Here is a 23,681-nt window from a genome sequence, read left to right on the forward strand (position 1 = left end):
GAACGGCAACGGCACGACCATGACCCAGGCACCCACACCCACCGCGGACACCGTCCGCCGGCTGGTCCTGTCCCTCCTCAAGGACGCCAAGCAAGGCAAGAACGGCAAGGACTCCAAGGACTCCGAAGGCACCGAGGGCACCGAGCTCGCCCGGGAGGGCCGCGGCGGCAAGGAGCCCCGGACGGGCGGGAGCGGCTCCGGCCCCGACGTCCGGCCCGCGGGCCCGGGCGCCGATCCCGTCACCTGGTGGGTCGGCACCCGTCATGTGCTGCGGCTCGCACCCGACCGGGAGGCCACCGTGCGCCAGCGCCGCGAACTGCGCCTGCGCGACCTCGTCCGCCCGCACGTCCCGGCGGCGGTGCCCACCAGCGTCGCGCACGGCGAGTGGGCCCCCGGGCTGAGCTACACCCTGGACACCAAGGTGCCCGGCGGCTCGGGGGAGGACCACGACGTGTCCGCCGTCGGCGAGGCCGACCTCGCCGCGCTCCTCACGGGTCTGCGCGAAGTGCCGGTCCGGCAGGCCGAGACGCTCGGAGTGCCGCGCGCCGCGCCGCGCTCCCTGGAGGCACTGCGCCGGGCCGCCGTACGCGCCGCCGAACGCCTGGCCGCAGCCGACGAGTTCGACGCCACACGCCTGAACCAGCTGACCCCGCCCGCCGCGTCCCAGCTCGCCGCCCAGCCCGCCTCGGCGGTCCTCACCCACCACAGCCTCACGGGCGGGCACCTGGTGGTCAGCGCCGACGGGCGGGTGCGCGGCGTGCTGGGCTGGGCCGGCGCGGTCGTCGGCGACCCGGCCGAGGACATCGCGGGCCTCGCGCTCGCCGTCGGCTCACCCGCCGCCGTACGCGCCGCCACCCTCGCCGGCTACGGCGCCCGCCCCTGCCTGCGCGGCCTGTGGCTCGCCCGCTGCGACACCGTCGTCCACCTCGCCGAGAACCTCACCGGCAAGGACGCCGGCCTGCTGCGGACCCGGCTGCGCCGCGCCTGGGAGCCGATCCTGCTGGAACGGGTGACGGACCTGGGGGAGGCGGACGACGCCCTGTGACGGGCCGTCCGACCTCGGCCCCGGCCGGTGCGCCCGGCCGGTGAGGCCGGGGGAGCAGCCCTGCGAGGCGTCGGCGAGGAGCGTGTCCGTCGCCGTCACGCCCGGCGGCGGCGCGCCCCGGCCGGTCCGCACCGCCGTCGTCACGCCACGGCGACGTCATCGCCGTCGTCACCCCAGGGCGACGTCATCGCCGTCGTCACCGCCGTGGACGGCGCCCGCAGCGCGAGCCCCGCGGTCCTCGCGCCCGTGATCGAGGCACCGGACGCGAGACTCCGCTGACGCCCCGAGCCGCTCAGTCCTGGGCGAGTACCACGGCCGACTCCCCGGGCAGTCGCACGACCCCGTCCGCCCCGGGCTTGTCCACCGGCCCCCACGCGGCCAGCACGCGCGCGTGGGGCACGCCGAGCGGCAGCACGGCCGGCTCGGCGGCCAGGTTCACCGCCACCAGGACGTCCCCGCGCCGGAAGGCGATCCAGCGGCGCTCCTCGTCGAAGGCCACCTTGGTGTCGGCGAGGTCGGGGTCGGTCAGATCCGGCTGCTCGTGACGCAGGGCGAGGAGCTGCCGGTACCAGGCCAGCATGCGCGCATGGGGCTCGCGTTCCGGCTCGGACCAGTCGAGGCAGGAGCGGTCCCGGGTCGCCGGGTCCTGCGGGTCGGGCACGTCCTCCTCCTTCCAGCCGTGCGCGGCGAACTCCCGCCGCCTGCCCCGCCGTACGGCGTCCGCGAGCTCCGGGTCGGTGTGGTCGGTGAAGAACTGCCAGGGCGTGCCCGCCGCCCACTCCTCGCCCATGAAGAGCATCGGTGTGAAGGGCGCCGTCAGGATCAGCGTGGCCGCGCACGCCAGCAGCCCGGGGGAGAGGAGGGCCGAAAGCCGGTCCCCCTGGGCGCGGTTGCCGACCTGGTCGTGGGTCTGGCCGTAGCCGAGCAGCCGGTGCCCGGCCACCCGCGTGCGGTCCAGCGGGCGCCCGTGGTGGCGCTCCCGGAAGCTGGAGTACGACCCGTCGTGGAAGTAGCCGCCGGTCAGGGTCTTGGCGAGCCCGCCGAGCCGGGCGCGCGCGAAGTCGGCGTAGTAACCCTGCGACTCGCCGGTCAGCGTGGTGTGCAGGGCGTGGTGGAAGTCGTCGTTCCACTGCGCGTGCAGCCCGAGGCCGCCCTCGGCGCGGGAGGTGATGAGCCGCGGGTCGTTCAGGTCCGACTCGGCGATCAGGAACAGCGGCCGGTCCGTCTCGGCCGCCAGGGAGTCCACGGCCTGCGACAGCTCCTCCAGGAAGTGGTACGCGCGGGTGTCCACCAGCGCGTGCACCGCGTCCAGGCGCAGCCCGTCGATCCGGTAGTCGCGCAGCCAGGCCAGCGCGCTGCCGATCAGGAACGCGCGCACCTCGTCCGAGCCCGGCGCGTCCAGATTGACCGCGGCGCCCCAGGGCGTGTGGTGGGTGTCCGTCAGGTACGGGCCGAAGACGGGCAGGTAGTTGCCGGACGGCCCGAAGTGGTTGTGCACCACGTCGAGCACCACTCCGAGGCCGAGTTCGTGTGCCCGGTCGACGAAGCGTTTCAGCGCCTCGGGGCCGCCGTACGGCTCGTGCACCGCCCACAGCGAGACACCCTCGTAGCCCCAGCCGTGCGTGCCGGGGAAGGGGCACAGGGGCATCAGCTGCACATGCGTGACGCCGAGTTCGGCGAGATGGCCGAGCCGCTCGGCGGCCGCGTCCAGGGTGCCCTCGGGCGTGTACGTCCCCACGTGCAGCTCGTACAGCACCGCTCCGGGCAGCGGACGCCCCCGCCACCTCGCGCGCCACGCGTACCGCTCGTGGTCGACGACCGCGCTCAGCCCGTCCGGGCCGTCCGGCTGCCGCCGCGACCGCGGATCGGGCAGCACCGGCCCGTCGTCCACCGCGAAGCCGTACCGGGATCCCTCGCGCGCCTCGGCCTCACCCCGCCACCACCCCGCCCGTTCCGGATCACGCTCCAGCGCGTGTGTGACGTCGTCGCACCGGAGCGTCACACGGTCGGCCTGTGGTGCCCACACCTCGAACTGCACGGACGGTTCCCCTTCGTCTGCTCACCGTGATGTAGCCCGTCCATGGTGCGTCAAAAGAGATCAATCCGCTGGTGCATCCACCCATTTGCGGCGGGTCTACCCGGGTACGCGCGCGGGGCGGCCGATTTCCCGTTTTCTGGACAGCCCGGCCGCGCTGCCCGACAATCACCAGCGTGACGTCGTCCTTCGAGTTCAACACGTTCCCCGCGCGGCTCTCCGACGCGGAGCGGGACCGGGTGCTGAAGGTGCTGCGGGACGGCGTCGCCGTGGGCCGCCTCTCCCACGACACCTTCGTCCACCGCATGGAGCTGGCGCTCGCCGCCCGCCGCCCGGACGAACTCGCCGCGCTCACCGCCGACCTGCGCACCGAGAGCCGCCTCTCGCGCCTGGTGTTCGGCACCGTCGAGGCCGTCTCCGGCTTCTCCGTACGGCTGCGCAGGGCCTGGCAGGCCGAGCGGCTGCCCAAGCTGCAACTGCCCCACCCGTCGCACGGCCATCCGCTGCGCATAGGCCGCGACCCCGCCAGCGGACTGCGCCTCAACCACGAGACAGTCTCCCGCGTGCACGCCGAACTCCGTCACCAGGGCGGCATGTGGGTCCTGCGCGACCTCGGCTCCACCAACGGCACGACGGTGAACGGCAGGCGCGTCGTCGGCGCGGCGATCGTCCGCGAGGGCGACCAGGTCGGCTTCGGCCGGATGACGTTCCGGCTGTCCGACGGCTGACCGGAAACCGAGCCACGCCTCACCTCTGGCCTGGGGGTTACCGAAAGCCGGTCCCGGAGCCCTGGCCGAAATCCCGTTGCCGCCCACGGTGTTGACGTACCCCTGAAGTCGTGACTGACTGTGCGTACGCCATCTACTTTTGGTGAACCGACGGCACCGCATTCGGGGAGGTGTGCCCTGCCGCCCCTGCTGCGCTACCCGACCGTCGACGAACTGGGCGCCCGGGCCGCCGCCCTCGCCGCCCGCCACCCCCGTGACGCCCGGCTGCGCCAGGTCGGCACCTCCCGCGCGGGCACCCCCCTGTGGCTGCTCTCCGTCGGCCACGGCAGCCGCCAGGCCCTGGTCGTCGCCGGCCCGCACGCCAACGAACCGGTGGGCGGCGCCACCGTGCTCCGCCTGGCCGAGCGGGCCCTGGCCGACCCACGGCTCACCGAGGGCGCGGACGCCACCTGGAACCTGCTGCTGTGCCTCGACCCGGACGGCTCGCGCCGCAACGAGGGCTGGCTGTCCGGCCCCTACACGCTCGGCCGGTACGTCCGTCACTTCTTCCGGCCCGGCTTCCTGGAGCAGCCCGAGTGGCTGCCCGACGGCGCGGCCGGCGCCGCCCTGCCGGAGACCCGCGCCCTGCTCGGCCTCCAGGACGAACTGCGCCCGTTCCTCCAGTGCTCCCTGCACGGCGTCGACATCGGCGGCGGCTTCGTGGAACTCACCCACGACCTGCCCGGCCTCGACCGGCGCCTCGCCCACATCGCCGCCCGGCTCGGCATCCCCCGCGAACTCGGCGCGTACGACGCCCTGTACTGGCCCGGCCTCGGACCCGCCGTCTACCGGATCCCGCCGCCGCGCCGGGCCGGTCTCGTCGCGGCCATGACGGAGGCCGCCGTCGAGTCCACGTGGTACCACCCTTACCAACACGGCACCGTCACCGCGGTCGTCGAGGCGCCCATGTGGGGCGTGACGGCCGTGGCGGACGGCTCCCCGCCCGCGGACCGGGACGCCGTGCTCCGGGCCGTCAGCCGCAGCCTGCGCCACGACACGGGCCTCCTGCGGCACGTGCTGGCCCGGATCCGGCCGCACCTCGCCACCACGCCCGACGCCGCCCGCCTGCTCGCCCCGGTCGACGACTACCTCCTGGTCTGCCCCGGCCTCGCCGACGCCTGGGACCCCGACACCGGCGACAGCCCGGGCCATCCCCTCCCGGCCCTGAGCACCGCCCACCTGGTCGCCCTGCGCATCTCCGCGCGGCGGCTCGCGCTGCGCACGGCGGGACTGCTGCACCAGCTCGTCCGGGCCGCCGGCCGCGACCCCGGCGGGGTGCTGCCGGAGCTGGACCGGCTCATCGACCAGTGGTGCGCCGAGTACCGCGACGCCTGTGGGGCGCGCTGGATCCCGGTGGCCCGCCAGGCGGAGTACCAGGCCCGGGTGGTGCTCGCCGCGTTCGAGCTGGCCGGGCGGCACACGCGCGCGTGCCCGGGTCCGGGCCGGCCCGTGCCGCTGCAACAGGACTGAGGAACCGGACGGGGACGCCGGCTACCAGGCCCTCTCGCGCGCGTGCAGCGCCGCCGCGACGACCGTGCGGGACTGGTGCTCCACCTGGTGCTCCAAGGGCACCCAGCGGGCGCGGAAACGCTCCGCGAAAGCGTCGCTCCAGGTCGAGACGAGCTCCTCGAGCTGTTTCGCCGCCGCGTCGTCGGTCCCGCGCAGCACCCGCAGCAGCATGGCCGCCGCCCGCAGCGGCACGCGGCGCGCGAACGCGTCCACGCTGCCGACATACGCCCGGGTGCGGTCGGCGGGCGGCGTGTGGAGCAGGTCCGAGGCCAGGCCCGGCACCAGCTCCAGCCCCCACCGGGCGGCCCGCAGCAACGGCCCGTCCAGCTCCGCCAGCCGGGGCAGCACGCCTTCCAGCACGCGTGACACCTCCAGCGCGTCCCGCTGCAGCCGGCGCGCCAGCAGCCCGATCGCGGCCGCCGGAGCCGGATGCGGAGCCGGGTCGTCGACCAGGTCGCTCGCCCACATCGGCACCTCGACGACCGCGGTCAGCCCGCCGTAACGGTGGGCGTGGAACCAGGTGCTGTGCCGCGCGTCGTCCGGCAGGCTGGGGTACGCCGGCCCGATCCCCGGCGCGGGCATCACATGGACGCCCGGCCCGGAGGCGGGCCAGCCCGCGGCGTCCGACGCGCCGGTCTCCACCGGGATGTGCAGCTCGGCGGCGGACTTGGCGAACGGCTCGGCGAGCCCGGGCACGTCCCTCGTCAGCTGCACCCAGCTGCCGCCCAGGTCCGTGCCGTGCAGCGTGACCTGGAGGTAGGGGCGCAGTTCGTCGATGACGCCCGTCAGGGCCCGGGTCTCGGGCGGCAGCCGGTCCGGCGGCAGCACGGACGGCGCCCACTCGGGCTGCTCCGGGCCCGCAGGCCGGAAGAAGCCGAGGTGGTAGTCGAAGAGACTGCGCGGCGCCGGCGTGACGTGCAGGCTCGCCCCGTCGGGGTCCGCGCACAGCAGGAAGTGCCAGGAGATGCCGTCGCGCAACTCCCGCTGCTGCAGGACCCGCCGGGCGAGCGCGAGCAGAGTGCAGGAGCCGGTCGGCTCGTTGGCGTGGGCGCCGGCCACCACCAGTACGGCACGGCGGGCCCGGCCCACGGACAGCAGGTGCAGAGGCCTGCCCGCGCGTGAGGCACCCACCTGCCGCAGGGCGCACACGCCGGGGCGCTGAGCGGTCAACGCCCGGGCGGCAGAAACCTGTTCGGTCACCGTCGGGTAGCGCAGCTCCGGCAGGACACTCACCCCCGTCACATCCGCCCGAGTTCGCCATCGCAGTACCCCACGGCCATGGGGCGGTGTCAAGGGCGCGACCGGGGAGCCGGCCGGGGCGCCCGGAAGCATTGGCCGCCGGGGCAGGCGCCGCACCGGGCGCGGCCGCCTCCCACCAGGGCCTCGGACACCACCGGCCGGCCATCCCGCCCTAGTCGCCCACCCTCTCCAGCAACGCCACCGGCATCCCCGCGAACAGCTCCGCCACGCGCGCGTGCCCCGAGAACTCCCGGCCCGGCTCCAGCACGTCCGCCCACCGGCCGGGCGGCAGCGGCAGGCGCGTGTCCCCCCAGCCGCCCGCCTCCGCGAGCCGCAGGGACAGTCGGGTCACGGCCGTCAGCACCTCACCGGAGCGGGCGAACGCCAGGCAGTGCTGAGCCGCCGGTCCCTCGGCCGGCAGCGCCTGGTACGTCGCCGTGTCGCCGAAGGCGCCGGGCCGCCGGGCCCGCAGTCCCAGCGCCGCCCGCGTCACCGCCGCCTTCTCCCCGGACGTGCCGCCGGACTCCGCGGGCGGGAAGTCCACCGCCCGCCGGTTGTCCGGGTCGACCAGCGCCCGGTACTCGGCCTCCGTGCCCTGGTAGACGTCCGGGACGCCCGGCATCGTCAGCTGCACCAGGGCCGTGCCCAGCACGTTCGCCCGGATGTGGGGCGCCAGCGACTGGCGGAACGCGGCGATCCGCTCACCCGGCGCCCCGCACGGCCCGGCCGCCACGAACCGCTCCACCGCCTCCTCGTACGGCGGCTCCTGCTCGGTCCAGCTGGTGTACAGGCCCGCCTCCCGCACATGCTTCAGCAGCGCCCCCTGCACCCGCTCCCGCACCCCGGAGGCCGGGCCCAGGCCGAACACCGTCTGCCAGGCCGCCCACGCCAGCTGCGCGTCCGGCACCCCCTCCCCGGTGCGGGTCACGTCCGCGAGCACGTCCGCCCAGCGGTGCGGGCACTCGGTGAGCACGTGCAGCGCCGCCCGGACGTCCGCGCTGCGCTTGGTGTCGTGCGTGGTGGCGACCGTGCCGGTCACCGGCCAGTCGCGCTGCACGCGCGCGCAGTACGCGTGGAACTCCTCCGGCGACAGCGCGGGAGCCCCCGGATTCCCGCCCACCTCGGTCGCCGACAGCAGGGGCACGTACCGGTAGAACGCGGTGTCCTCCACGGACTTGGCCCGCAGCGCCGACGAGGTCTGCGCGAACCGCGTCCGGAACTCCAGCTGCGCGGGACCGTCGCCGTACCGCCCCAGCACCAGGTCCCGTACGACGTCCACCGCACCGGCCTCCTCGGGCACGGCGAAGGCCTGCCGGGCCTCGGCTGCGGCCTCCTCGGTGACCACGGACGCCGCGTCGGCGGACTCGTAGGGCCGGTAGACCTCCATCCGTACCAGGAGCTCCTGGAGCGCCGTGCGCAGTGCCCAGGGGGCGCGGTCGCGCAGGGCCGGCTCCGGGGAGGAGGCGCACAGCCGGCTCGCCACCCGCGTCAGCCGGTCGGTCTCGGTGGCCAGCTCGTGCGTGAGGACCTTGTACGCCGCCCGCCGCACCGTCGCCTCCCACTGCCCGCCCCGGTCCGTCTGCGGGGCCGCGAAGCGCCGGTACTGCCCCAGCAGCTCCCCGAACCCGGCGGGGTCCGTGAAGACCCCGTCCACGTGCCGCAGGGCGTCGTACCCGGTGGTTCCCGCCACCGGCCAGGACGCCGGCAGGTGCTCACCGTCGGCCAGGATCTTCTCCACCACCGTCCAGCGGCCCCCGGTCGCCTCGTGCAGCCTGGCCAGGTAGCCGTCGGGATCCGCGAGCCCGTCGGGGTGGTCGATGCGCAGGCCGTCGATCACGCCCTCGTGCAGCAGCCGGAGGATCGTGTCGTGGGTGGCCTCGAACACCTCCGGGTCCTCCACCCGCACCCCGATGAGCTCCGAGATGCTGAAGAACCGCCGGTAGTTGAGCTCGGTCCGGGCCAGCCGCCACCACACCGGGCGGTACCACTGCGCGTCCAGCAGATGCGGCAGCGGCAGGTCCTCGGTGCCCTCGCGCAGCGGCAGGACGTGGTCGTGGTAGCGCAGCACGTCACCGTCGACGCGCAGCTCGTCGAGCACCTCGCCCAGCGGCCCGCCGAGGACCGGCAGCAGCACCTGGCCGTCCTGCGCCTCCCAGTCGATGTCGAACCACCGGGCGTACGGCGACTTCGGGCCCTCGCGGAGCACCTCCCACAGGGCGCGGTTGTGACGGGGGGCCATGGCCATGTGGTTCGGGACGATGTCCACCACCAGGCCGAGCCCGTGCTCGCGCGCGGTGCGCGCCAGTGCCCGCAGCCCCTCCTCGCCGCCCAGTTCCTCGCGCACGCGCGCGTGGTCGACGACGTCGTAGCCGTGCGTCGAGCCCGGCACGGCCTCCAGGACGGGGGACAGATGCAGGTGCGAGACGCCGAGCGACGCCAGGTACGGCACGACGGCCGCGGCTGCTCCGAACGGGAACTCGGGCTGCAGCTGCAGCCGGTACGTGGCCGTGGGCACCACCGGGTCAGGTCGCTCAGGTGTCATGGAACGTACGTACCCGCCCGGCCGCCGTTCGTGTCATCCCCCGCGCCAGGTGCGCCGCGCGTCGCCCGGACGGGTGGCTTCCGGGCGACGCGCACGCGCTGGGCGGTCAGACCGGCCGCTGGAGCACCGTCATGCTCCGGTCCGGCAGGGTCAGCCGGTCCCCGGCCTGCACCTTCGGGCCGGTCTCCGAGGGGACGCCGGCCGGGAGGGCCGTGTCGACCACGACCTCCCACTGCCGCCCGTGGTTGACCGGGATCACGAACTCCAGCGGTTTCGGCGAGGCGTTGAACATCAGCAGGAACGAGTCGTCGCTGATGCGCTCCCCGCGCGGGCCCGGCTCGGAGATCGCGTTGCCGTTGAGGAACACGGTCAGCGCCGACGCCTGCGCCGAGTCCCAGTCCCGCTGGGTCATCTCCCGGCCGTCCGGGGTGAACCAGGCGATGTCGGACAGGTCGTCGTGCGTGCCCTCCACGGGCCGGCCGTGGAAGAAGCGCCGCCGGCGGAAGACCGGGTGGTTGCGGCGCAGCCACACCATCGCGCGCGTGAAGCCCAGCAGCTCCCTGCTCGGCCCGCCCGGCGTGTCCGAGTCCTTCGCGTCCCCGCCCTGGGCGTCCTCGCCCCGTGCGTCCTCCTCCTGCGGCCACTCGACCCAGGCCAGCTCGTTGTCCTGGCAGTAGGCGTTGTTGTTGCCGCGCTGGGTGCGGGCGAACTCGTCGCCGTGGCTGATCATGGGCACGCCCTGGGACAGCATCAGCGTCGCGATGAAGTTCCGCATCTGCCGGGCGCGCAGCCGCAGCACGTCCGGGTCGTCGGTCTCGCCCTCGACCCCGCAGTTCCAGGAGCGGTTGTGGCTCTCGCCGTCCCGGTTGTCCTCGCCGTTGGCCTCGTTGTGCTTGTCGTTGTAGGACACCAGGTCGTGCAGCGGGAAGCCGTCGTGGCAGGTCACGAAGTTGATCGAGGCCAGCGGGCGGCGCCCGTCGTCCTGGTACAGGTCGGACGAGCCGGTCAGCCGCGAGGCGAACTCCGCGAGGGTGCGCTGCTCGCCCCGCCACAGGTCGCGCACGGTGTCCCGGTACTTGCCGTTCCACTCGGTCCACAGCGGCGGGAAGTTGCCCACCTGGTAGCCGCCCTCGCCGACGTCCCACGGCTCGGCGATCAGCTTCACCTGCGAGACCACCGGGTCCTGCTGCACCAGGTCGAAGAACGACGACAGCCGGTCCACCTCGTGGAACTGCCGGGCAAGCGTCGCGGCCAGATCGAAGCGGAACCCGTCGACATGCATGTCCGTCACCCAGTACCGCAGCGAGTCCATGATCAGCTGGAGCACGTGCGGGGACCGCATGAGCAGGGAGTTCCCGGTCCCGGTCGTGTCCATGTAATAGCGGGGGTCGTCGGTGAGCCGGTAGTAGCGCGAGTTGTCCAGGCCCTTGAAGGACAGCGTCGGGCCCAGGTGGTTGCCCTCGGCGGTGTGGTTGTAGACCACGTCGAGGATCACCTCGATCCCGGCCTCGTGCAGCGCCTTGACCGCCGACTTGAACTCCAGCACCTGCTGGCCCCGGTCGCCCCAGGACGCGTAGGCGTTGTGCGGGGCGAAGAAGCCGATGGTGTTGTAGCCCCAGTAGTTGTTCAGGCCCATGTCGACCAGGCGGTGATCGTTCACGAACTGGTGTACGGGCATCAGCTCCAGGGCGGTGACCCCGAGCTCGGTGAGGTGCTCGATGATCGCCGGGTGCGCGAGGGCCGCGTACGTGCCGCGCAGCTCCTCCGGGAGGCCCGGGTGCCGCATGGTGAGGCCCTTGACATGGGCCTCGTAGATCACCGTGTGGTGGTACTCGGTGCGCGGGCGCCGGTCGTCGCCCCAGTCGAAGTAGGGGTTGACCACGACCGACGTCATCGTGTGCGGCGCCGAGTCGAGATCGTTGCGCCGGTCGGGATCGTCGAAGTGGTAGCCGTAGACCTCCTCGCCCCAGCGGATCGAACCGCTGATCGCACGCGCGTACGGGTCGAGCAGCAGTTTCGCGGAGTTGCAGCGCAGCCCGCGCTCCGGGGCGTACGGGCCGTGCACCCGGAACCCGTACCGCTGCCCCGGCATGATGCCCGGCACATACGCGTGCCGCACGAACGCGTCGCTCTCCCGGAGCTCGATCGCCGTCTCCGAGCCGTCGTCGTGCAGCAGACACAGCTCTACTCGGTCCGCGGCCTCCGTGAAGACCGCGAAGTTGGTACCGGCGCCGTCGTACGTGGCACCGAGTGGATACGCCTCGCCAGGCCAGACCTGCATGGATACGACTCTTTCAGGTGTGCGGCGCCGGTGGGGACGCCTTGGTCCCGAGTCTCCCCGAAAGTGAGGGAACCTCCTATGACGTATGTCCCTCTTACCGGGTGACCAGTGCATACGCGGTATGCCGAACTATTGGGGCAGACACATACTCCCGGGGCCAGGGGGAGTAGGGGGACGACGTGCGCACCCTGGTGCACCGCCACCTGGGGAAGGCGGTGGCCGGTACGCCATCGCGGTGGCCGGGACCGCCGTGCTGGTGGCGGTGACCCTGCCGGGCACGGCGGGGGCGGACGACAGCGGGGTCCGGGCGGACCGGTCCGCCCGGCAGCGGGCGGGCGCCGCGGGGGCGGGCGGCCGGGCCGTGTCGCCGGGCGTCGTGGAGGCGGCCCCGACGAGGAACGGAAGGGCGAGGGCCGCGACCCGCTGACCGACGACGAGCCGGAGCGGGCCGGGAAGATCGCCCTCGGCAAGCGGGCCGGGAAGATCGCCCTCGGCAAGCAGCCCTTACGCGGCAGCGAGAGCGCCGACGGGGATCGCGGCCCGCAGCGGCTCGGCGTCGATCTCGCCGAACCCGGGGCCGACGAGGCCGGCAGGCCGGACGCGCCCCGGCGCGCCGGCCAAGGAACCGGCCGGCGACAGCAAGGCCTGCCGCCGGCGGAGCCCATGCCCGTCCACTGGCAGGGCTTCTCCATCGCCCCGCGCGACGTCACCGCTATGAATCCGCTCACTCCGGCCGGGCCCGGCCGGCAGAACGGCCACTGGCGGCCGCGGAGTTGAGAACTACCGTGGCCATCCGGCTGCACCGCCGACCGCTCCCGGAGTACCCTTCCTTGATCGTTGACAAGGGGAGTGCTCGGGGGAGCGGAAGGCGGTGCGCGGGTGGGCTCGGGAGGGCGGGAGCTGCCCCCTGGTGACGAGGGTCACGAGGGGAACTCCACTGACGTCCCGACCGGTGCCGTGTCGCTGGCGCGGCCGATGGACGCGACGGGTTCGATCGGCCCGGAGCTGGACTGGGACGCCGACGCCTGGCGCGAGGTGCGCACCCGCGCCCAGCGGGCCGGCCGGGCCTACATCTGGCTGAACCTCGTCGAGCAGCGGCTGCGCGCGGTCGTCGCCGCCGTGCTGCGGCCCGTCTACCAACCCGTGCACGGCGAGGACTGGGTGGTGGCCGCCGCGGGGCCGGCCGGCCAGGAGTGGGTGCAGCGCGCGGTCGCGGTCCGCGAGGTCAGCCGTCGCAAGGGCTATCTGCTCGACCCGGCCGACGACAACGTGCTCTCCTTCCTCACCCTGCCGCAGCTGCGCGAGCTGATGGTGCAGCACTGGCCCTGCTTCGAGCCCTACTTCGACGACCGCCGCGACGTCGAGCTCGCCCTGGACGAGCTGGAGGTCACCCGTAACGTCGTCTCCCGCAACCGGGCCCTGTCCGAAGCCGTCCTGAACCAGGCCGAGCGCGCCTCGGCGCGGCTGCTGGAGATGCTCGGCGCGGACGGTGACGTGCCCTCGGCGCGCAGGCTCCCCGTCGACGCCGTCGAGGACCTGGTCGGGGACCGATACGCCGACGTGGTCGCCGTGCACTCGGACCGGGTGCGGCTGATGCGGCAGTTCCCGGCCGAGGACATCTTCGGCGGCGCGCGCCGTCTGGACGCCATCGGCATCGGCCTCAACCTGCTCGTGCAGAACTTCTCCGGCCGGCGCCTGGTGCGGCTGGCCGAGTCCGGCTGCCGGGCGCGGCTGCTGTTCCTCAACCCGGCCTCCAGCGCGGTCAAGCGCCGCGAGCGGGAGCTCGGTATCAAGCGCGGCGAGCTCAGCCGGGCCGTCGAGATGAACATCCTGCACATGCGCCGGGTGCGGGCCCGGCTGCGCGACCCGGGTGCCTTCGAGATCCAGGTCTTCGACGAGACACCCCGCTTCACGGCGTACCTGGTGGACGGCGACGGGGCGGACGGCATCGCGGTCGTGCAGAGCTATCTGCGCCGTACCCGGGGCATGGAGGCACCGGTGTTCGTGCTGCGCAACGGCAGCAAGGTGGTCAAGTCGGGCGACATGGATGAAAGCGGCCTCTTCCCCACGTACCGCGAGGAGTTCGAGGTGATGTGGGCGGATTCGCGGCCGGTGTCATGAACTGTGCCCGGGTGTGCGGTGGTTGTCGGGGCCGCCGCCGGGGCTGAGCGGAACACCGGCCGGGGTAACCGGAACGCGGTCCTTCGATTGTCAGTGGTGCATGGGAAGGTGGAGACCACTGGGGGACGCACCACAAGAAGGGGGACCGCCCATGGGCTGGCACCGGGAGCTGCTGATCGGCTTCGACCTGGAGACGACGGGCACGGATCCGCGCGAGGCGCGCATCGTCACGGGGGCCGTGATCGAGGTCAGGGGCGGAGAGCCGATCGGGCGCCGGGAGTGGCTGGCCGACCCGGGAGTGCCGATCCCCGAGGACGCGGTGGCGGTGCACGGCATCAGCAACGAGCGCGCGGCGGCCGAGGGCAGACCGGCCGACCAGGTGGCGGACGCCCTGGCCGACGTCCTCACCTCCTACTGGAAGACGGGCGTGCCGGTCGTCGCCTACAACGCGACCTTCGACCTCACCCTGCTCTCCGCGGAGTTGCGGCGCCATGGACTGCCGTCCCTGCGCGACCGCCTGGGCGGCGTGGACCCGGCGCCGGTCATCGACCCGTACACCATCGACCGCTGGGTCGACCGCTACCGCCGCGGCAAACGCAACCTCGAAGCGGTCTGCGCCGAGTACGGCGTCGTCCTCGACACCGCCCATGACGCCCTGGCCGACGCTCTGGCGGCGGCCCGGCTGGCCGGGGCGATAGCCGACCGCCACCCCAAGATCGCGATGCTCGGCCCGGCGGCCCTGCACCACCGTCAGATCGAGTGGTACGCGCAGTGGGCGGCGGACTTCCAGAGCTTCCTGCGCGGCAAGGGGGACCTGACCGCCTTCATCGACGGGACGTGGCCCCTGCGGGAGTTGGCGGACGAGCCCGTCTGAGCCGGCTTCGGGCGGGGTCGCGGGTCAGAAGGGATACCACCGCACGGTCTCGTCCCCGTCCCGCAGGGACCGCACCCGCCGCTCGAACTCGGCCCGTGCCTTCGGGTTGCTCGGCGCGTGCTGGGCGACCCACGCACAACTGGCCGTCTCCCGGGCCCCGCGCAGCACACCGCAGCCGTCCCATCCGCGCACGTCCCATCCGTAGGTCTGCGTGAACGACGTGTACGCCTCGTCCGGCAACCCGTACCGGTCGTGGGACAACGCCATCACCACGAGATCGTGCTCGCGCAAGTCCGCGGACACCGTCTCCAGATCCACCAGGACGGGCCCGGCGGGTCCGACGTGCACATTGCGCGGCAGCGCGTCCCCGTGGATGGGCCCCGGCGGCAGGTGCGGCGTGAGCGCGGCGGCCTGCGCGGCGTACCCGTCCCGCCGCTCGCGCAGGTAGGCCGCGTCCGCGGGATCGATCGCATCGCCGGCGAGCCGCAGCCACCGCTCCACCCCGCCCAGCAGATCGCGGGCCGGGAGTGCGAAGGGAGGGAGAGGCAGGGCATGCACGACCCGCAGCAGTTCGGCCAGATCCCGCGGCTCGGCGGGCCGCACGGCGTCCGGCAGCCGATGCCACACCGTCACCGGATGCCCGTCGACCAGCAGCGCCTTCGGCTCGGCCGCCCGCACCGCCGGCACGCCCGCCTCGGCGAGCCACACCGCTACGTCCAGTTCGCGGCGCGCCCGGTCCAGGAGTTCGGCGTCGCGGCCGACCTTGACGACCAGGTCACCGGCGGCGAACACGGCGTTCTCGCCCAGGGCGAGCAGCCGCGCCTCCCGAACCGCACCGGGCAGCACCCCTGCCGCGGCCAGTACGTCCCGCGCGCGTGCCTCGTCCATCGTCCGCCTCCGTCGTCCGTGCTTCGACCATCGGGTTCCGGCCATTCACCGGCCAGTGTCGCATCGGCACAGGTCGGGCGGCGTACGCGGTGCCTTGACGAGGCACATGGCCTTCACGAGCATGACCAGGCCGGACGAGCGTGCAAGGGGGCTGATTCCGTGACAACGGCGACCGAGGCTTCTCCCCCTTCGCCGCCTTCGCCACCGAGAAGAAGGGCCGGCCGCGGAACGGGCGGGAGGCGGCCCCGGCAGGCCGCCGACCACGGCGCGTGGTTCCTGGTGCTGCCCGCCCTGATCCCGATCCTCGTCCTCAGCGTCGGACCCCTGCTGTACGGGATCCTGCTGGCCTTCACCGACGCCCAGTCGGGCCGCACCGCACCCACCCAGTGGATCGGCGCCCTCAACTTCCGGGACCTGCTGCACGACACGCTGTTCTGGGAGTCGTTCCGGATCGGGCTGGTGTGGGCGGTCGGCGTCACCGTGCCGCAGTTCCTCCTCGCGCTGGGCCTCGCCCTGCTGCTCAACCAGGACCTGCGGCTGCGCTGGCTGGCCCGCGCGCTGGCGATCATCCCGTGGGCCATGCCCGAGGTCGTCGTCGGCATCATGTGGCGGCTCGTCTACAACCCCGACGCGGGCATCCTCAACGAGACCCTGCGCGACATCGGCCTGGGCGGCGGCCGGGACTGGCTCAGCGGACTGGCGACCGCGCTGCCCGCCGTGATCCTCGTCGGCGTCTGGGCGGGCATGCCCCAGACGACGGTGGCGCTGCTCGCCGGGCTGCAGAACACCCCACGCGAACTGCACGAGGCGGCGGCGGTCGACGGCGCGGGCCCCTGGCGCCGCTTCCGCACGGTCACCTGGCCCGCCCTGAAACCCATCGCCCTCGCCATCACCGCCCTCAATCTCATCTGGAACTTCAACTCCTTCGCCCTGGTCTACGTGCTGACCAGCGGCGGCCCCGGCGGCCGGACCCGGCTGCCGATGCTCTTCGCCTACGAAGAGGCCTTCCGCTACGGACAGTTCGGCTACGCGGCGGCGATGGGCTGCGTGATGGTGGCCGTGATCTCGATCGCCCTGGCCGTCTTCCTCGCCGGCCGGCTCAAGGGAGGTGACGACGCATGAGGACCAGCACACCGGCCCGCGCCGGCCAGTACACCGCACTGCTCGCGTACCTCGTCTTCCTCGCCTTCCCGTTCCTCTGGCTGCTCTCCACCGCGTTCAAGCCGCCGCGCGAGCTCGGCAGCCTGCACCCGACCTGGATCCCGGAGGACCCCACTCTCGCCAACTTCCGGCAGGCCTTCGACGAACAGCCGCTGCTGCAGGCGGCCCTCAACTCCCTGCTCGCGGCGCTCGCGGCGGCGGTCATCGCCGTGCTGATCGCGACACCGATGGCCTACGTCGTCGCCCGCCGCCGCACCCGGCTGGCGAAGGCCGTGACGGGCTGGGTGGTGGTCAGCCAGGCCTTCCCGTTCGTCCTGCTGATCATCCCGCTGTTCCTCGTGCTGAAGAACCTCCGCCTGATCAACTCCGTGCCGGGCCTGGTGCTGGTGTACGTGGTGTGGGCGCTGCCCTTCGCGCTGTGGATGCTCGCCGGGTATGTGCGGGCCGTGCCGCCCGAATTGGAGGAGGCCGCCGCGGTCGACGGGGCCGGCCGGCTGCGGACGCTGGTGTCGGTGACGGCCCCGCTGCTCGCCCCGGGCATCGTGGCGACGGCGCTGTTCGCGTTCATCACCGCGTGGAACGAGTTCTTCTTCGCGCTGGTGCTCCTCAAGACACCGGAGAAACAGACGCTGCCCGTGGTCCTCACCCACTTCATCGGCGCCGAGGGCGTCGCCGACCTCGGCCCGCTCGCGGCGGCGGCGTTCCTCGCGACCCTGCCCTCGCTCGTCGTCTTCGCGATCATCCAGCGGCGGATCACGGGCGGCATGCTCACCGGGGCGGTGAAGAGCTGATGCGCGCCCGCCTGCTCGCCCTGGTCCTTCTGCTGCTGCTCGCGGGCTGCTCCTCCGGAGGCACCCGCGACGACGGCCGGATCACCCTGCGCTTCCAGTCCCTGGCCTGGCAGGAGGAGTCCGTCGAGGCCAACAAGCGCCTGGTGGAGGAGTGGAACGCCACCCACCCGGACGTCCGGGTCGAGTACGTCCAGGGCTCCTGGGACAGTGTCCACGACCAGCTCCTCACCGCCTTCGAGGGCGGCGAGGCGCCCGACATCATCCACGACGCCTCCGACGACCTCGCGGACTTCGCCTACGGCGGCTACCTCGCCGATCTCACCGGCCTGCTGCCCGCGAGGCTGAAGTCGGACATCCCGCGGCGCAGTTGGCAGACCACGACCTTCGGGGACGGCGTCTACGGCGTGCCGTTCCTCCAGGAACCCCGCGTGCTCATCGCCAACGCGACGTGGCTGCGCACGTCCGGCGTACGGATCCCGACCCCCGCGAAGCCCTGGAGCTGGGCCGAGTTCCGCCGGGTCACCGAACGCCTCAGCGGCCGGGGGAAGTACGGCGTCGCCTGGCCGCTGAAGGAACCCGTGTCCGCCACGCTCAACCTCTCCCTGTCGGCGGGCGGGCAACTCTTCCACCGGGGTCCGGACGGCAAGGTGACGGTGCGCTTCGGGACGGGCGACCAAGTGGTGCCGCGCACGGTCCATGCCCAGGCGAACACCGACCGCAGTGCCTCGCCGACGACCCTCGGCAGCGGTGGTTCCGACACCCTGCCCGGCTTCTTCGCGGGCCGGTACGCGATGGTCCCGCTCGGCTTCTCCTACCGTCAGCAGATCGTCCAGCAGGCCCCCAGGGGCTTCGCATGGCAGGTGCTGCCCGCCCCGGCGGGGGCCGGCGGACTCACCCAGGGCGTCAGCCCGCAGACCCTCTCCATCGCCGAGGACTGCCCGCACAAGAAGCAGGCCGCCGAGTTCCTCGACTTCCTCCTCAGGCCGCCGAACATGGTCCGCCTCGCCCTCGGCGACTGGATGCTCCCCACCGGCACCGAGGCGCTGAAGGACCCCGCCCTGCACCGGACGAAGGACGGCTGGGCCACCGGCACGGCCCTCGCCGGGCACCTGAGACCGGCACCGGCCCAGTCCGTGCGCGGCTACCCCGAGTGGAAGGACAAGGTCGCCACCCCCGCGCTCCAGGAGTACTACAGCGGAGCGATCGGCATCGACGAACTCGGCCGACGACTGGAGGAGGACGGCAACCTGGTGCTGGCGCGCTACCAGCGCTGAACTCCCAGGATGTTGCACGAGACGTCTCGTCTCGCGTAGGGTCGGCGCATGACCAGTCGCGCCCACATCGCCATGTTCTCCATCGCCGCCCACGGCCACGTGAATCCGAGCCTGGAAGTGATCCGCGAGCTCGTGGCACGCGGCCACCGGGTGACGTACGCGATCCCGCCCGTCTTCGCGGGCAAGGTCGCGGACACCGGCGCCGAGGTGAAGCCCTGGACCTCGACGCTGCCCTCGCCCGACGACGACCCGGAGGCGTGGGGGAGCACCCTGCTGGACAACGTGGAGCCCTTCCTCGCCGACGCGATCCAGGCCCTCCCGCAGCTGATCGAGGCCTACGAGGGCGACGAGCCGGACCTCGTGCTGCACGACATCGCCTCCTACCCGGGCCGGGTCCTCGCCCACCGCTGGGGCGTCCCCGCGGTCTCCCTCTCACCGGCCATGGTCGCCTGGGAGGGGTACGAGGAGGAGGTCGCCCGGCCCCTGTGGGAGGAGCCGAAGAAGACCGAACGGGGCCGCGCCTACTACGCCCGCTTCCAGGCCTGGCTCGAGGGGAACGGCATCACGCAGCACCCCGACGACTTCGGGGGCCGGCCAGACCGCTCGATCGTCCTGCTCCCCAAGGCGCTCCAGCCGAACGCGGACCGTGTCGACGAGCGCGTGTACTCCTTCGTCGGTGCCTGCCAGGGTGACCGCACCGCCGAGGGCGACTGGCAGCGCCCGGCCGCCGCGGAGAAGGTCGCGCTCGTGTCCCTCGGGTCGGCCTTCACCAAGCAGCCCGGCTTCTACCGGGAGTGCGTCAAGGCGTTCGGCGATCTGCCGGGCTGGCACCTGGTGCTCTCGGTCGGCAAGCACGTCGACCCGGCCGGGTTCGCGGACGTTCCGGCCAACGTCGAGGTGCACTCCTGGGTGCCGCAGCCGGCCATCCTGAAGCAGGCCGACCTGTTCGTCACGCACGCCGGCGCCGGCGGCAGCCAGGAAGGCCTGGCCACCGCGACGCCCATGATCGCCGTACCGCAGGCCGTGGACCAGTTCGGCAATGCGGAGATGCTCCAGGGCCTGGGCGTCGCCCGCCGGATGTCCACGGAGGAGGCGACCGCGGAGACCCTGCGCGCGGCGGCCCTGGCCCTGGCCGGCGACCCGGAGGTGGCCCGCCGCCTGAAGGAACTCCAGGCGCAGACGGCCCGGGAGGGCGGCACCAGGCGCGCGGCCGACCTCATCGAGGCCGAACTCGCCGCCGCCCGCGGCTAGGACCGCCCTCGCGTCAGGCCGTCGTCACACCGCGACGGCCTGACGGGTCAGGTTCAGACGGGCGTTGTCGAGCGTGGCGTCCATGCGCGCCGACTGGCCCTTGGTGAACATGAACATCGCGGCGTCGTCCGTGTAGTCCATGTAGTTCATGAACATGTCGCCGTCCGGTCCGTTGCCGCACGTCAGATGGGGGAAGGTGGGCGAACCGACGTTGGCGCCGCCCTGGTTGGGGGTGTCCGCCACGAAGTCGCTGCCGCTGCAGCCCTCGTCGTCGTCGCCCCAGATGTGCCGCAGGTTCAGCCAGTGCCCGATCTCGTGCACGGCCGTGCGGCCACCGTCGAACGGCGCCGTGGCGGTGCCGGTGGTCCCGAGGGCGGTGTGGGTGACGACCACGCCGTCCGTGGAGGCGGCGCCGCCCGGGAACTGGGCGTAGCCCAGCAGTCCGCGGCGCAACTGGCAGACCCAGAGGTTCAGGTAGATGTCCGCGGGCCAGGCGTCCTGGCCGCCGCTCAGGCTGAACTTGACCAGGTCGTCGGTGTCCCAGTCGTCGACCGCGCTCTCGGTGCGTGTGATGCCGTCCGTGGGGCGGCCCAGCGGGTCGGTCCGGGCCAGGTGGAACTGCAGGCGCGCGTCGGCCACCAGGTCCTGCCAGACCGCGGGCACCTTGCCCACGTCCGGGTTGCTCGCGCGGAAGTCCTGGTTGAGCACGTCGATCTGACTGTGGATCTGGGCGTCGCTCACGTTCTGTTCGGCGTTGCCGTGCACCACGTGCACGACGACGGGGATGTCGATCAGGCCTTGCCGGGCGGTGATCTGGTCCATCGACTCGTAGGCGAACGCGGTGTTCTCGATCAGGGCCCGGTTCTCGGCGTACTCCGGGTTCAGGGTGAGGAGTCTGCGGTGCACCTCCATGGCGCCGCACCAGCGGCTGTAGTCGGGCGAGGTGGCGCGAAGGAATGCCTGTGCATCGGACATGGCGTGCCCTTCGAGGGGAGCGGGCTTGTGCCGCGCACGCGGCTGCGGAACTGCGCGTCTGAACGCGTCGCGAGGGGCGGGCGCCGTCGGGCGGAGCGGTCGGTTGCCCGTTCCCTCCGAACCCATACACTGATAATTCTAGTCATTTCGGAGCAAGAGACAATGCGGACGGTGTCGGACGAGTGAGGTGGCCGGGTCATGCGAGAGCCCCCGTCGGCCCTGTTCCGTTCGTGGCTCCACTCCTACGAGGAGGACCACGAGGACGTGCGGGTCTACCGGCCGGACGACTTCCCCTTCCCGCCCGCGCGGGGGCGCCGCGGCATGGAGTTCGCACCCGACGGCGGCTTCGTCGACCACCCGCTGGGACACGGTGACGCCCCCGGAGCCGTGCCCGGCCGCTGGCGGCTCGTGTCGGACCGTCACCTCGTGCTCTCCTTCGGGGGCGCGCGCCCGGAGCGGGAGCTGGAGATCGTGCGCTGCGACGAGCGGGTGCTCGAGGTGCGGCGGCTGGTGTAGGGCCCGTGCGCGCGCCTCGATCATCGCAAGTTGAACGAGGAACCTTAACGTTGAGCCGTCAACTTCACCCTGCCCCGGGTGACTTGCCGCCCCGCTCTGAGCAGCGGAAACTGTAAGTGATGACGTAGAGCCCACCGACACTCCGACTCTGCGCCGCCCCGACGGACGAACAAGGGGGTGACCCGGTGGAGAACGAACTGCACATCCTCCTCACCGAAGAGGACGCCGAAGCCGAGCGCGTCGAAGAGCTGACCGGCTATCTGCGCGAGGAACTGCTCGATCTCGACGTGGACGACGTCACCACGCTCCCCGGCGGCCAGGCCCCGCCCGGAACACGCGCCGTGGACGTCACCCAGATCGGCGCCCTGCTGGTGACCCTGGGCAGCTCGGCCACCGCCCTGAACCAGGTGATGACCGTGATCCGGTCCTGGATGGGCCGTCGCCACGACACCCACCCGTCCCTGCACCTGCGGATGGGCGACGACGTCCTGGAGGTGTCCGAGGCGACCGACGACCAGGTCACCGAGGCGTTCAGGATCTTCGTCGAGCGCCATTCCAGGGCCGGAGCCGAGCCATGACGGATTCCAGACACGCGCTGATCATCGCCAACGACCGGTACGCGGACCAGGGACTCAAGAAACTCAAGGCGCCCGCCCAGGACGCCGCGGCTCTCGAACGGGTGCTGCACGACCCGCAGATCGGCGACTTCGAGGTGGAGGTCGTGCACAACGCCTCGGCCGACCTCATGCGCAGACGCATCCAGGGCTTCTTCAACGACCGGCGCCGCGCCGACACGCTCCTGCTGCACTTCTCCTGCCACGGCCTCAAGAGCGAGTCCGGCGAGCTGTACTTCGCCGCGAGCGACACCGAACCCCCGCTGCTGGCCGCCACGGCTGTCGCCTCCCAGTTCGTCCGCGGCTGCATGTCCGGCACCCGGGCGGGCCGCAGCGTCCTGTTCCTCGACTGCTGCTATGGCGGCGCCTTCTCCCGGGGCTCGGCCTCCGTGCGCGCCTCGGGAGACGTCAATGTCCTCGAGTCGTTCGCGAAGGACGAGCCGGTCAGTGGGCGGGGCTGGGCCGTCATCACCGCGTCCGACTCCATGGAGTACTCCTTCGAGGGCGACGAACTCGCCGAGAACTCCGCCCCGCGGCCCTCGGTGTTCACCCACGCGGTCGTCGAAGGCCTGGAGACAGGCGAGGCCGACCTCGACGCGGACGGCAACGTCTCCCTCGACGACCTGTACGAGTACGTCTACCGGCACGTACGGGAGCAGAACCCCCACCAGACACCGAAGAAGGCGGCGGAGCTGCAAGGGGAGCTGCATCTGGCACACAGCCGGCGCGGCGGCATCAAGATCGTCGCCATTCCCTCGCCGTCCGCACTGCAGGCGGCTCTGGACAGCGACGAATTCCTCAGACGGCAGGGCGCCGTCACGGAGTTGTGCAAGCGACTGCGGCGCCCCGAGCTGCCCGTGGCGGAAGGGGCGCGTCAGCACCTGGGGGAGGTCGCCCACGACGAGGTCCAGCCGCTCGCCGATCTGGCGGCCGAGGCCCTGAGCACGATCCGCCTGGCACCGTCCCCGGACCGCCTGGACTTCGGCCGGATCCCGAGGGGCTCGACCTCTCCCGGACTTCCCGTGACCATGCAGGGACCGCCGCTGGCGCGGCACTGCGTGGCCCAGCCCGGACAGCCGTGGCTGCGGGTCGATCCGGCCCGGAGCGGCCTGGAGGTCCACGTCGACACGACCGCCGCGGGGCACCTCTCCGGCGACATCACGCTGAAGGGCGTGGCCGACGAGTCCGTGATCCACGTCGAGGCGGAGGTGACCCCGGCGGACGGTCCCCCGACGCCCGGACCGCACGCCCCGAACGACTCCACGGCGCCGAAGCCCCCGCCGGACGACAAACGGCGCACGGTGGTCATCGATCCCCCGCGCATCCCGTCCGAGCCGAAGGAGCCGCCCAAGCCCAAGGAGCCGCCCAGGACCACCGAAGACCGGGAGCGAACGGACCGCAAAACCCCCTCCCGGCGCGCTCCCGCCCTTGCCGGTGCCGCTCTCGCCCTCGCCGTCACGTCGCTCGCCATGCTCTTCATGACCATCCAGCGGGGAGCCGTGGCCATCGCGGCCCGGGCCGACGCGGGGGAGACCGGCAACGTCGAGGACAACATCCGCGAGTACGGAGCGCTCACGCCGCTCATCGTGTGTCTGATCACCGGTGGGGCGGCTCTGGTCGTGGGCGCGTTCGCCCGGCACGACCTGGGCACCCGGGGGGAGCACTACTCGACGCAGGCGGCGAGCGGTACGCGGACACTGACCTCGGTCGCGAAGGGACTGGCGATCCCCACGCTGGCCCTGGCCGTCCTCGCGGGCATCGCCTATCTGGTGGGCAGCGCTCACTGGTGAGCGCCTGA

Annotated in this window: 21 protein-coding genes; 14 read left to right on the top strand and 7 right to left on the bottom strand. The window is 72.9% G+C overall.

Annotation, left to right across the window (positions count from 1 at the left end; genetic code table 11):
• The first annotated feature begins 19 nt into the window (after positions 1–19).
• The gene (locus IGS69_RS27490; RefSeq protein ID WP_190904661.1) at positions 20–1,045 is read left to right on the top strand and encodes an aminoglycoside phosphotransferase family protein; all 1,026 of its coding nucleotides are present in this window, start codon (positions 20–22) and stop codon (positions 1,043–1,045) included.
• A 27-nt stretch (positions 1,046–1,072) separates the two neighbouring features.
• Positions 1,073–1,324, top strand: coding sequence for a hypothetical protein (locus IGS69_RS27495; RefSeq protein WP_190903163.1), 252 nt, complete (start codon positions 1,073–1,075; stop codon positions 1,322–1,324).
• Positions 1,325–1,337: 13 nt separating this feature from the next.
• Here the strand turns inward: IGS69_RS27495 and treZ are convergent, their stop codons facing one another.
• Positions 1,338–3,083 carry a malto-oligosyltrehalose trehalohydrolase gene (gene treZ, locus IGS69_RS27500; protein ID WP_190903164.1) on the bottom strand — a complete coding sequence of 582 codons (1,746 nt, stop codon included), beginning with the start codon at positions 3,081–3,083 and terminating at the stop codon, positions 1,338–1,340.
• 173 nt (positions 3,084–3,256) lie between these two features.
• Between treZ and IGS69_RS27505 the strand changes: the two genes are divergently transcribed.
• On the top strand, positions 3,257–3,808 hold the full coding sequence (locus IGS69_RS27505) for a DUF1707 and FHA domain-containing protein (protein WP_190903165.1): 552 nt from the start codon (positions 3,257–3,259) through the stop codon (positions 3,806–3,808).
• 177 nt (positions 3,809–3,985) lie between these two features.
• Complete coding sequence (locus tag IGS69_RS27510; RefSeq protein ID WP_232543800.1) at positions 3,986–5,317, top strand: M14 family zinc carboxypeptidase; 1,332 nt, start codon at positions 3,986–3,988, stop codon at positions 5,315–5,317.
• Positions 5,318–5,338: 21 nt separating this feature from the next.
• Here IGS69_RS27510 and IGS69_RS27515 read toward each other — a convergent pair whose 3' ends face one another.
• The 3 genes from IGS69_RS27515 to glgX form a co-directional block, all read right to left on the bottom strand.
• The gene (locus IGS69_RS27515; RefSeq protein ID WP_190903167.1) at positions 5,339–6,589 is read right to left on the bottom strand and encodes a M14 family zinc carboxypeptidase; all 1,251 of its coding nucleotides are present in this window, start codon (positions 6,587–6,589) and stop codon (positions 5,339–5,341) included.
• Between the two features lie 178 nt (positions 6,590–6,767).
• Positions 6,768–9,137, bottom strand: a complete 2,370-nt coding sequence (treY, locus tag IGS69_RS27520) for a malto-oligosyltrehalose synthase (RefSeq protein ID WP_190903168.1) — start codon at positions 9,135–9,137, stop codon at positions 6,768–6,770.
• A 106-nt stretch (positions 9,138–9,243) separates the two neighbouring features.
• Positions 9,244–11,418: a glycogen debranching protein GlgX gene (gene glgX / locus IGS69_RS27525; RefSeq protein WP_190903169.1), complete on the bottom strand. Its 2,175-nt coding sequence runs from the start codon at positions 11,416–11,418 to the stop codon at positions 9,244–9,246.
• Positions 11,419–11,653: 235 nt separating this feature from the next.
• Between glgX and IGS69_RS35100 the strand changes: the two genes are divergently transcribed.
• Complete coding sequence (locus IGS69_RS35100) at positions 11,654–11,845, top strand: hypothetical protein (RefSeq protein WP_190903170.1); 192 nt, start codon at positions 11,654–11,656, stop codon at positions 11,843–11,845.
• A 77-nt stretch (positions 11,846–11,922) separates the two neighbouring features.
• Here IGS69_RS35100 and IGS69_RS35105 read toward each other — a convergent pair whose 3' ends face one another.
• A complete protein-coding gene (locus IGS69_RS35105; protein WP_190903171.1) occupies positions 11,923–12,093 on the bottom strand; it encodes a hypothetical protein in 171 nt (56 codons plus the stop codon).
• A 174-nt stretch (positions 12,094–12,267) separates the two neighbouring features.
• On the opposite strand from IGS69_RS35105, the gene IGS69_RS27540 reads away from it, so the two are divergent.
• Positions 12,268–13,539, top strand: a complete 1,272-nt coding sequence (locus IGS69_RS27540; RefSeq protein ID WP_190904662.1) for an SAV2148 family HEPN domain-containing protein — start codon at positions 12,268–12,270, stop codon at positions 13,537–13,539.
• A gap of 151 nt (positions 13,540–13,690) precedes the next feature.
• Positions 13,691–14,413, top strand: a complete 723-nt coding sequence (locus IGS69_RS27545) for a 3'-5' exonuclease (protein ID WP_190903172.1) — start codon at positions 13,691–13,693, stop codon at positions 14,411–14,413.
• A 24-nt stretch (positions 14,414–14,437) separates the two neighbouring features.
• Here the strand turns inward: IGS69_RS27545 and IGS69_RS27550 are convergent, their stop codons facing one another.
• Positions 14,438–15,301, bottom strand: a complete 864-nt coding sequence (locus IGS69_RS27550; RefSeq protein ID WP_190903173.1) for a phosphotransferase enzyme family protein — start codon at positions 15,299–15,301, stop codon at positions 14,438–14,440.
• Between the two features lie 159 nt (positions 15,302–15,460).
• Between IGS69_RS27550 and IGS69_RS27555 the strand changes: the two genes are divergently transcribed.
• The 4 genes from IGS69_RS27555 to mgt are packed head-to-tail and all read left to right on the top strand — an operon-like array spanning position 15,461 to position 19,778.
• Positions 15,461–16,423, top strand: coding sequence for a carbohydrate ABC transporter permease (locus tag IGS69_RS27555; RefSeq protein ID WP_190903174.1), 963 nt, complete (start codon positions 15,461–15,463; stop codon positions 16,421–16,423).
• Positions 16,420–17,253 (top strand): carbohydrate ABC transporter permease, encoded by an 834-nt coding sequence (locus IGS69_RS27560; RefSeq protein WP_190903175.1) that lies wholly within the window; start codon positions 16,420–16,422, stop codon positions 17,251–17,253. Before IGS69_RS27555 ends, IGS69_RS27560 begins: the two co-directional genes overlap by 4 nt.
• Positions 17,253–18,527, top strand: a complete 1,275-nt coding sequence (locus tag IGS69_RS27565) for an ABC transporter substrate-binding protein (protein WP_190903176.1) — start codon at positions 17,253–17,255, stop codon at positions 18,525–18,527. Before IGS69_RS27560 ends, IGS69_RS27565 begins: the two co-directional genes overlap by 1 nt.
• Positions 18,528–18,575: 48 nt before the next feature.
• The gene (gene mgt / locus IGS69_RS27570) at positions 18,576–19,778 is read left to right on the top strand and encodes a macrolide-inactivating glycosyltransferase (RefSeq protein ID WP_190903177.1); all 1,203 of its coding nucleotides are present in this window, start codon (positions 18,576–18,578) and stop codon (positions 19,776–19,778) included.
• Positions 19,779–19,802: 24 nt separating this feature from the next.
• Here the strand turns inward: mgt and IGS69_RS27575 are convergent, their stop codons facing one another.
• Entirely contained in the window at positions 19,803–20,753 is a 951-nt protein-coding gene (locus IGS69_RS27575; protein ID WP_190903178.1) for a zinc metalloprotease, read from the bottom strand.
• Positions 20,754–20,951: 198 nt separating this feature from the next.
• On the opposite strand from IGS69_RS27575, the gene IGS69_RS27580 reads away from it, so the two are divergent.
• The 3 genes from IGS69_RS27580 to IGS69_RS27590 all read left to right on the top strand — a co-directional run bounded on the left by IGS69_RS27580 (position 20,952) and on the right by IGS69_RS27590 (position 23,673).
• A complete protein-coding gene (locus IGS69_RS27580) occupies positions 20,952–21,269 on the top strand; it encodes a hypothetical protein (RefSeq protein ID WP_190903179.1) in 318 nt (105 codons plus the stop codon).
• 185 nt (positions 21,270–21,454) lie between these two features.
• Entirely contained in the window at positions 21,455–21,847 is a 393-nt protein-coding gene (locus IGS69_RS27585; protein WP_190903180.1) for a hypothetical protein, read from the top strand.
• On the top strand, positions 21,844–23,673 hold the full coding sequence (locus IGS69_RS27590) for a caspase family protein (protein WP_190903181.1): 1,830 nt from the start codon (positions 21,844–21,846) through the stop codon (positions 23,671–23,673). Before IGS69_RS27585 ends, IGS69_RS27590 begins: the two co-directional genes overlap by 4 nt.
• The last annotated feature ends 8 nt before the right edge of the window (positions 23,674–23,681 follow it).

This window comes from Streptomyces tuirus, from assembly GCF_014701095.1.
Lineage (GTDB): Bacteria > Actinomycetota > Actinomycetes > Streptomycetales > Streptomycetaceae > Streptomyces > Streptomyces tuirus.

What these genes read in the sequence shown, in the direction of transcription:
- IGS69_RS27545 (WP_190903172.1), top strand. Translation starts at nt 13,691, where the DNA reads ATGGGCTGGCACCGGGAGCTGCTGATCGGCTTCGACCTGGAGACGACG.
- glgX (WP_190903169.1), bottom strand. Translation starts at nt 11,418, where the DNA reads ATGCAGGTCTGGCCTGGCGAGGCGTATCCACTCGGTGCCACGTACGAC.
- IGS69_RS27490 (WP_190904661.1), top strand. Translation starts at nt 20, where the DNA reads ATGACCCAGGCACCCACACCCACCGCGGACACCGTCCGCCGGCTGGTC.
- IGS69_RS27590 (WP_190903181.1), top strand. Translation starts at nt 21,844, where the DNA reads ATGACGGATTCCAGACACGCGCTGATCATCGCCAACGACCGGTACGCG.
- IGS69_RS27550 (WP_190903173.1), bottom strand. Translation starts at nt 15,301, where the DNA reads ATGGACGAGGCACGCGCGCGGGACGTACTGGCCGCGGCAGGGGTGCTG.
- IGS69_RS27565 (WP_190903176.1), top strand. Translation starts at nt 17,253, where the DNA reads ATGCGCGCCCGCCTGCTCGCCCTGGTCCTTCTGCTGCTGCTCGCGGGC.
- IGS69_RS27580 (WP_190903179.1), top strand. Translation starts at nt 20,952, where the DNA reads ATGCGAGAGCCCCCGTCGGCCCTGTTCCGTTCGTGGCTCCACTCCTAC.
- IGS69_RS27575 (WP_190903178.1), bottom strand. Translation starts at nt 20,753, where the DNA reads ATGTCCGATGCACAGGCATTCCTTCGCGCCACCTCGCCCGACTACAGC.
- IGS69_RS27560 (WP_190903175.1), top strand. Translation starts at nt 16,420, where the DNA reads ATGAGGACCAGCACACCGGCCCGCGCCGGCCAGTACACCGCACTGCTC.
- mgt (WP_190903177.1), top strand. Translation starts at nt 18,576, where the DNA reads ATGACCAGTCGCGCCCACATCGCCATGTTCTCCATCGCCGCCCACGGC.
- treY (WP_190903168.1), bottom strand. Translation starts at nt 9,137, where the DNA reads ATGACACCTGAGCGACCTGACCCGGTGGTGCCCACGGCCACGTACCGG.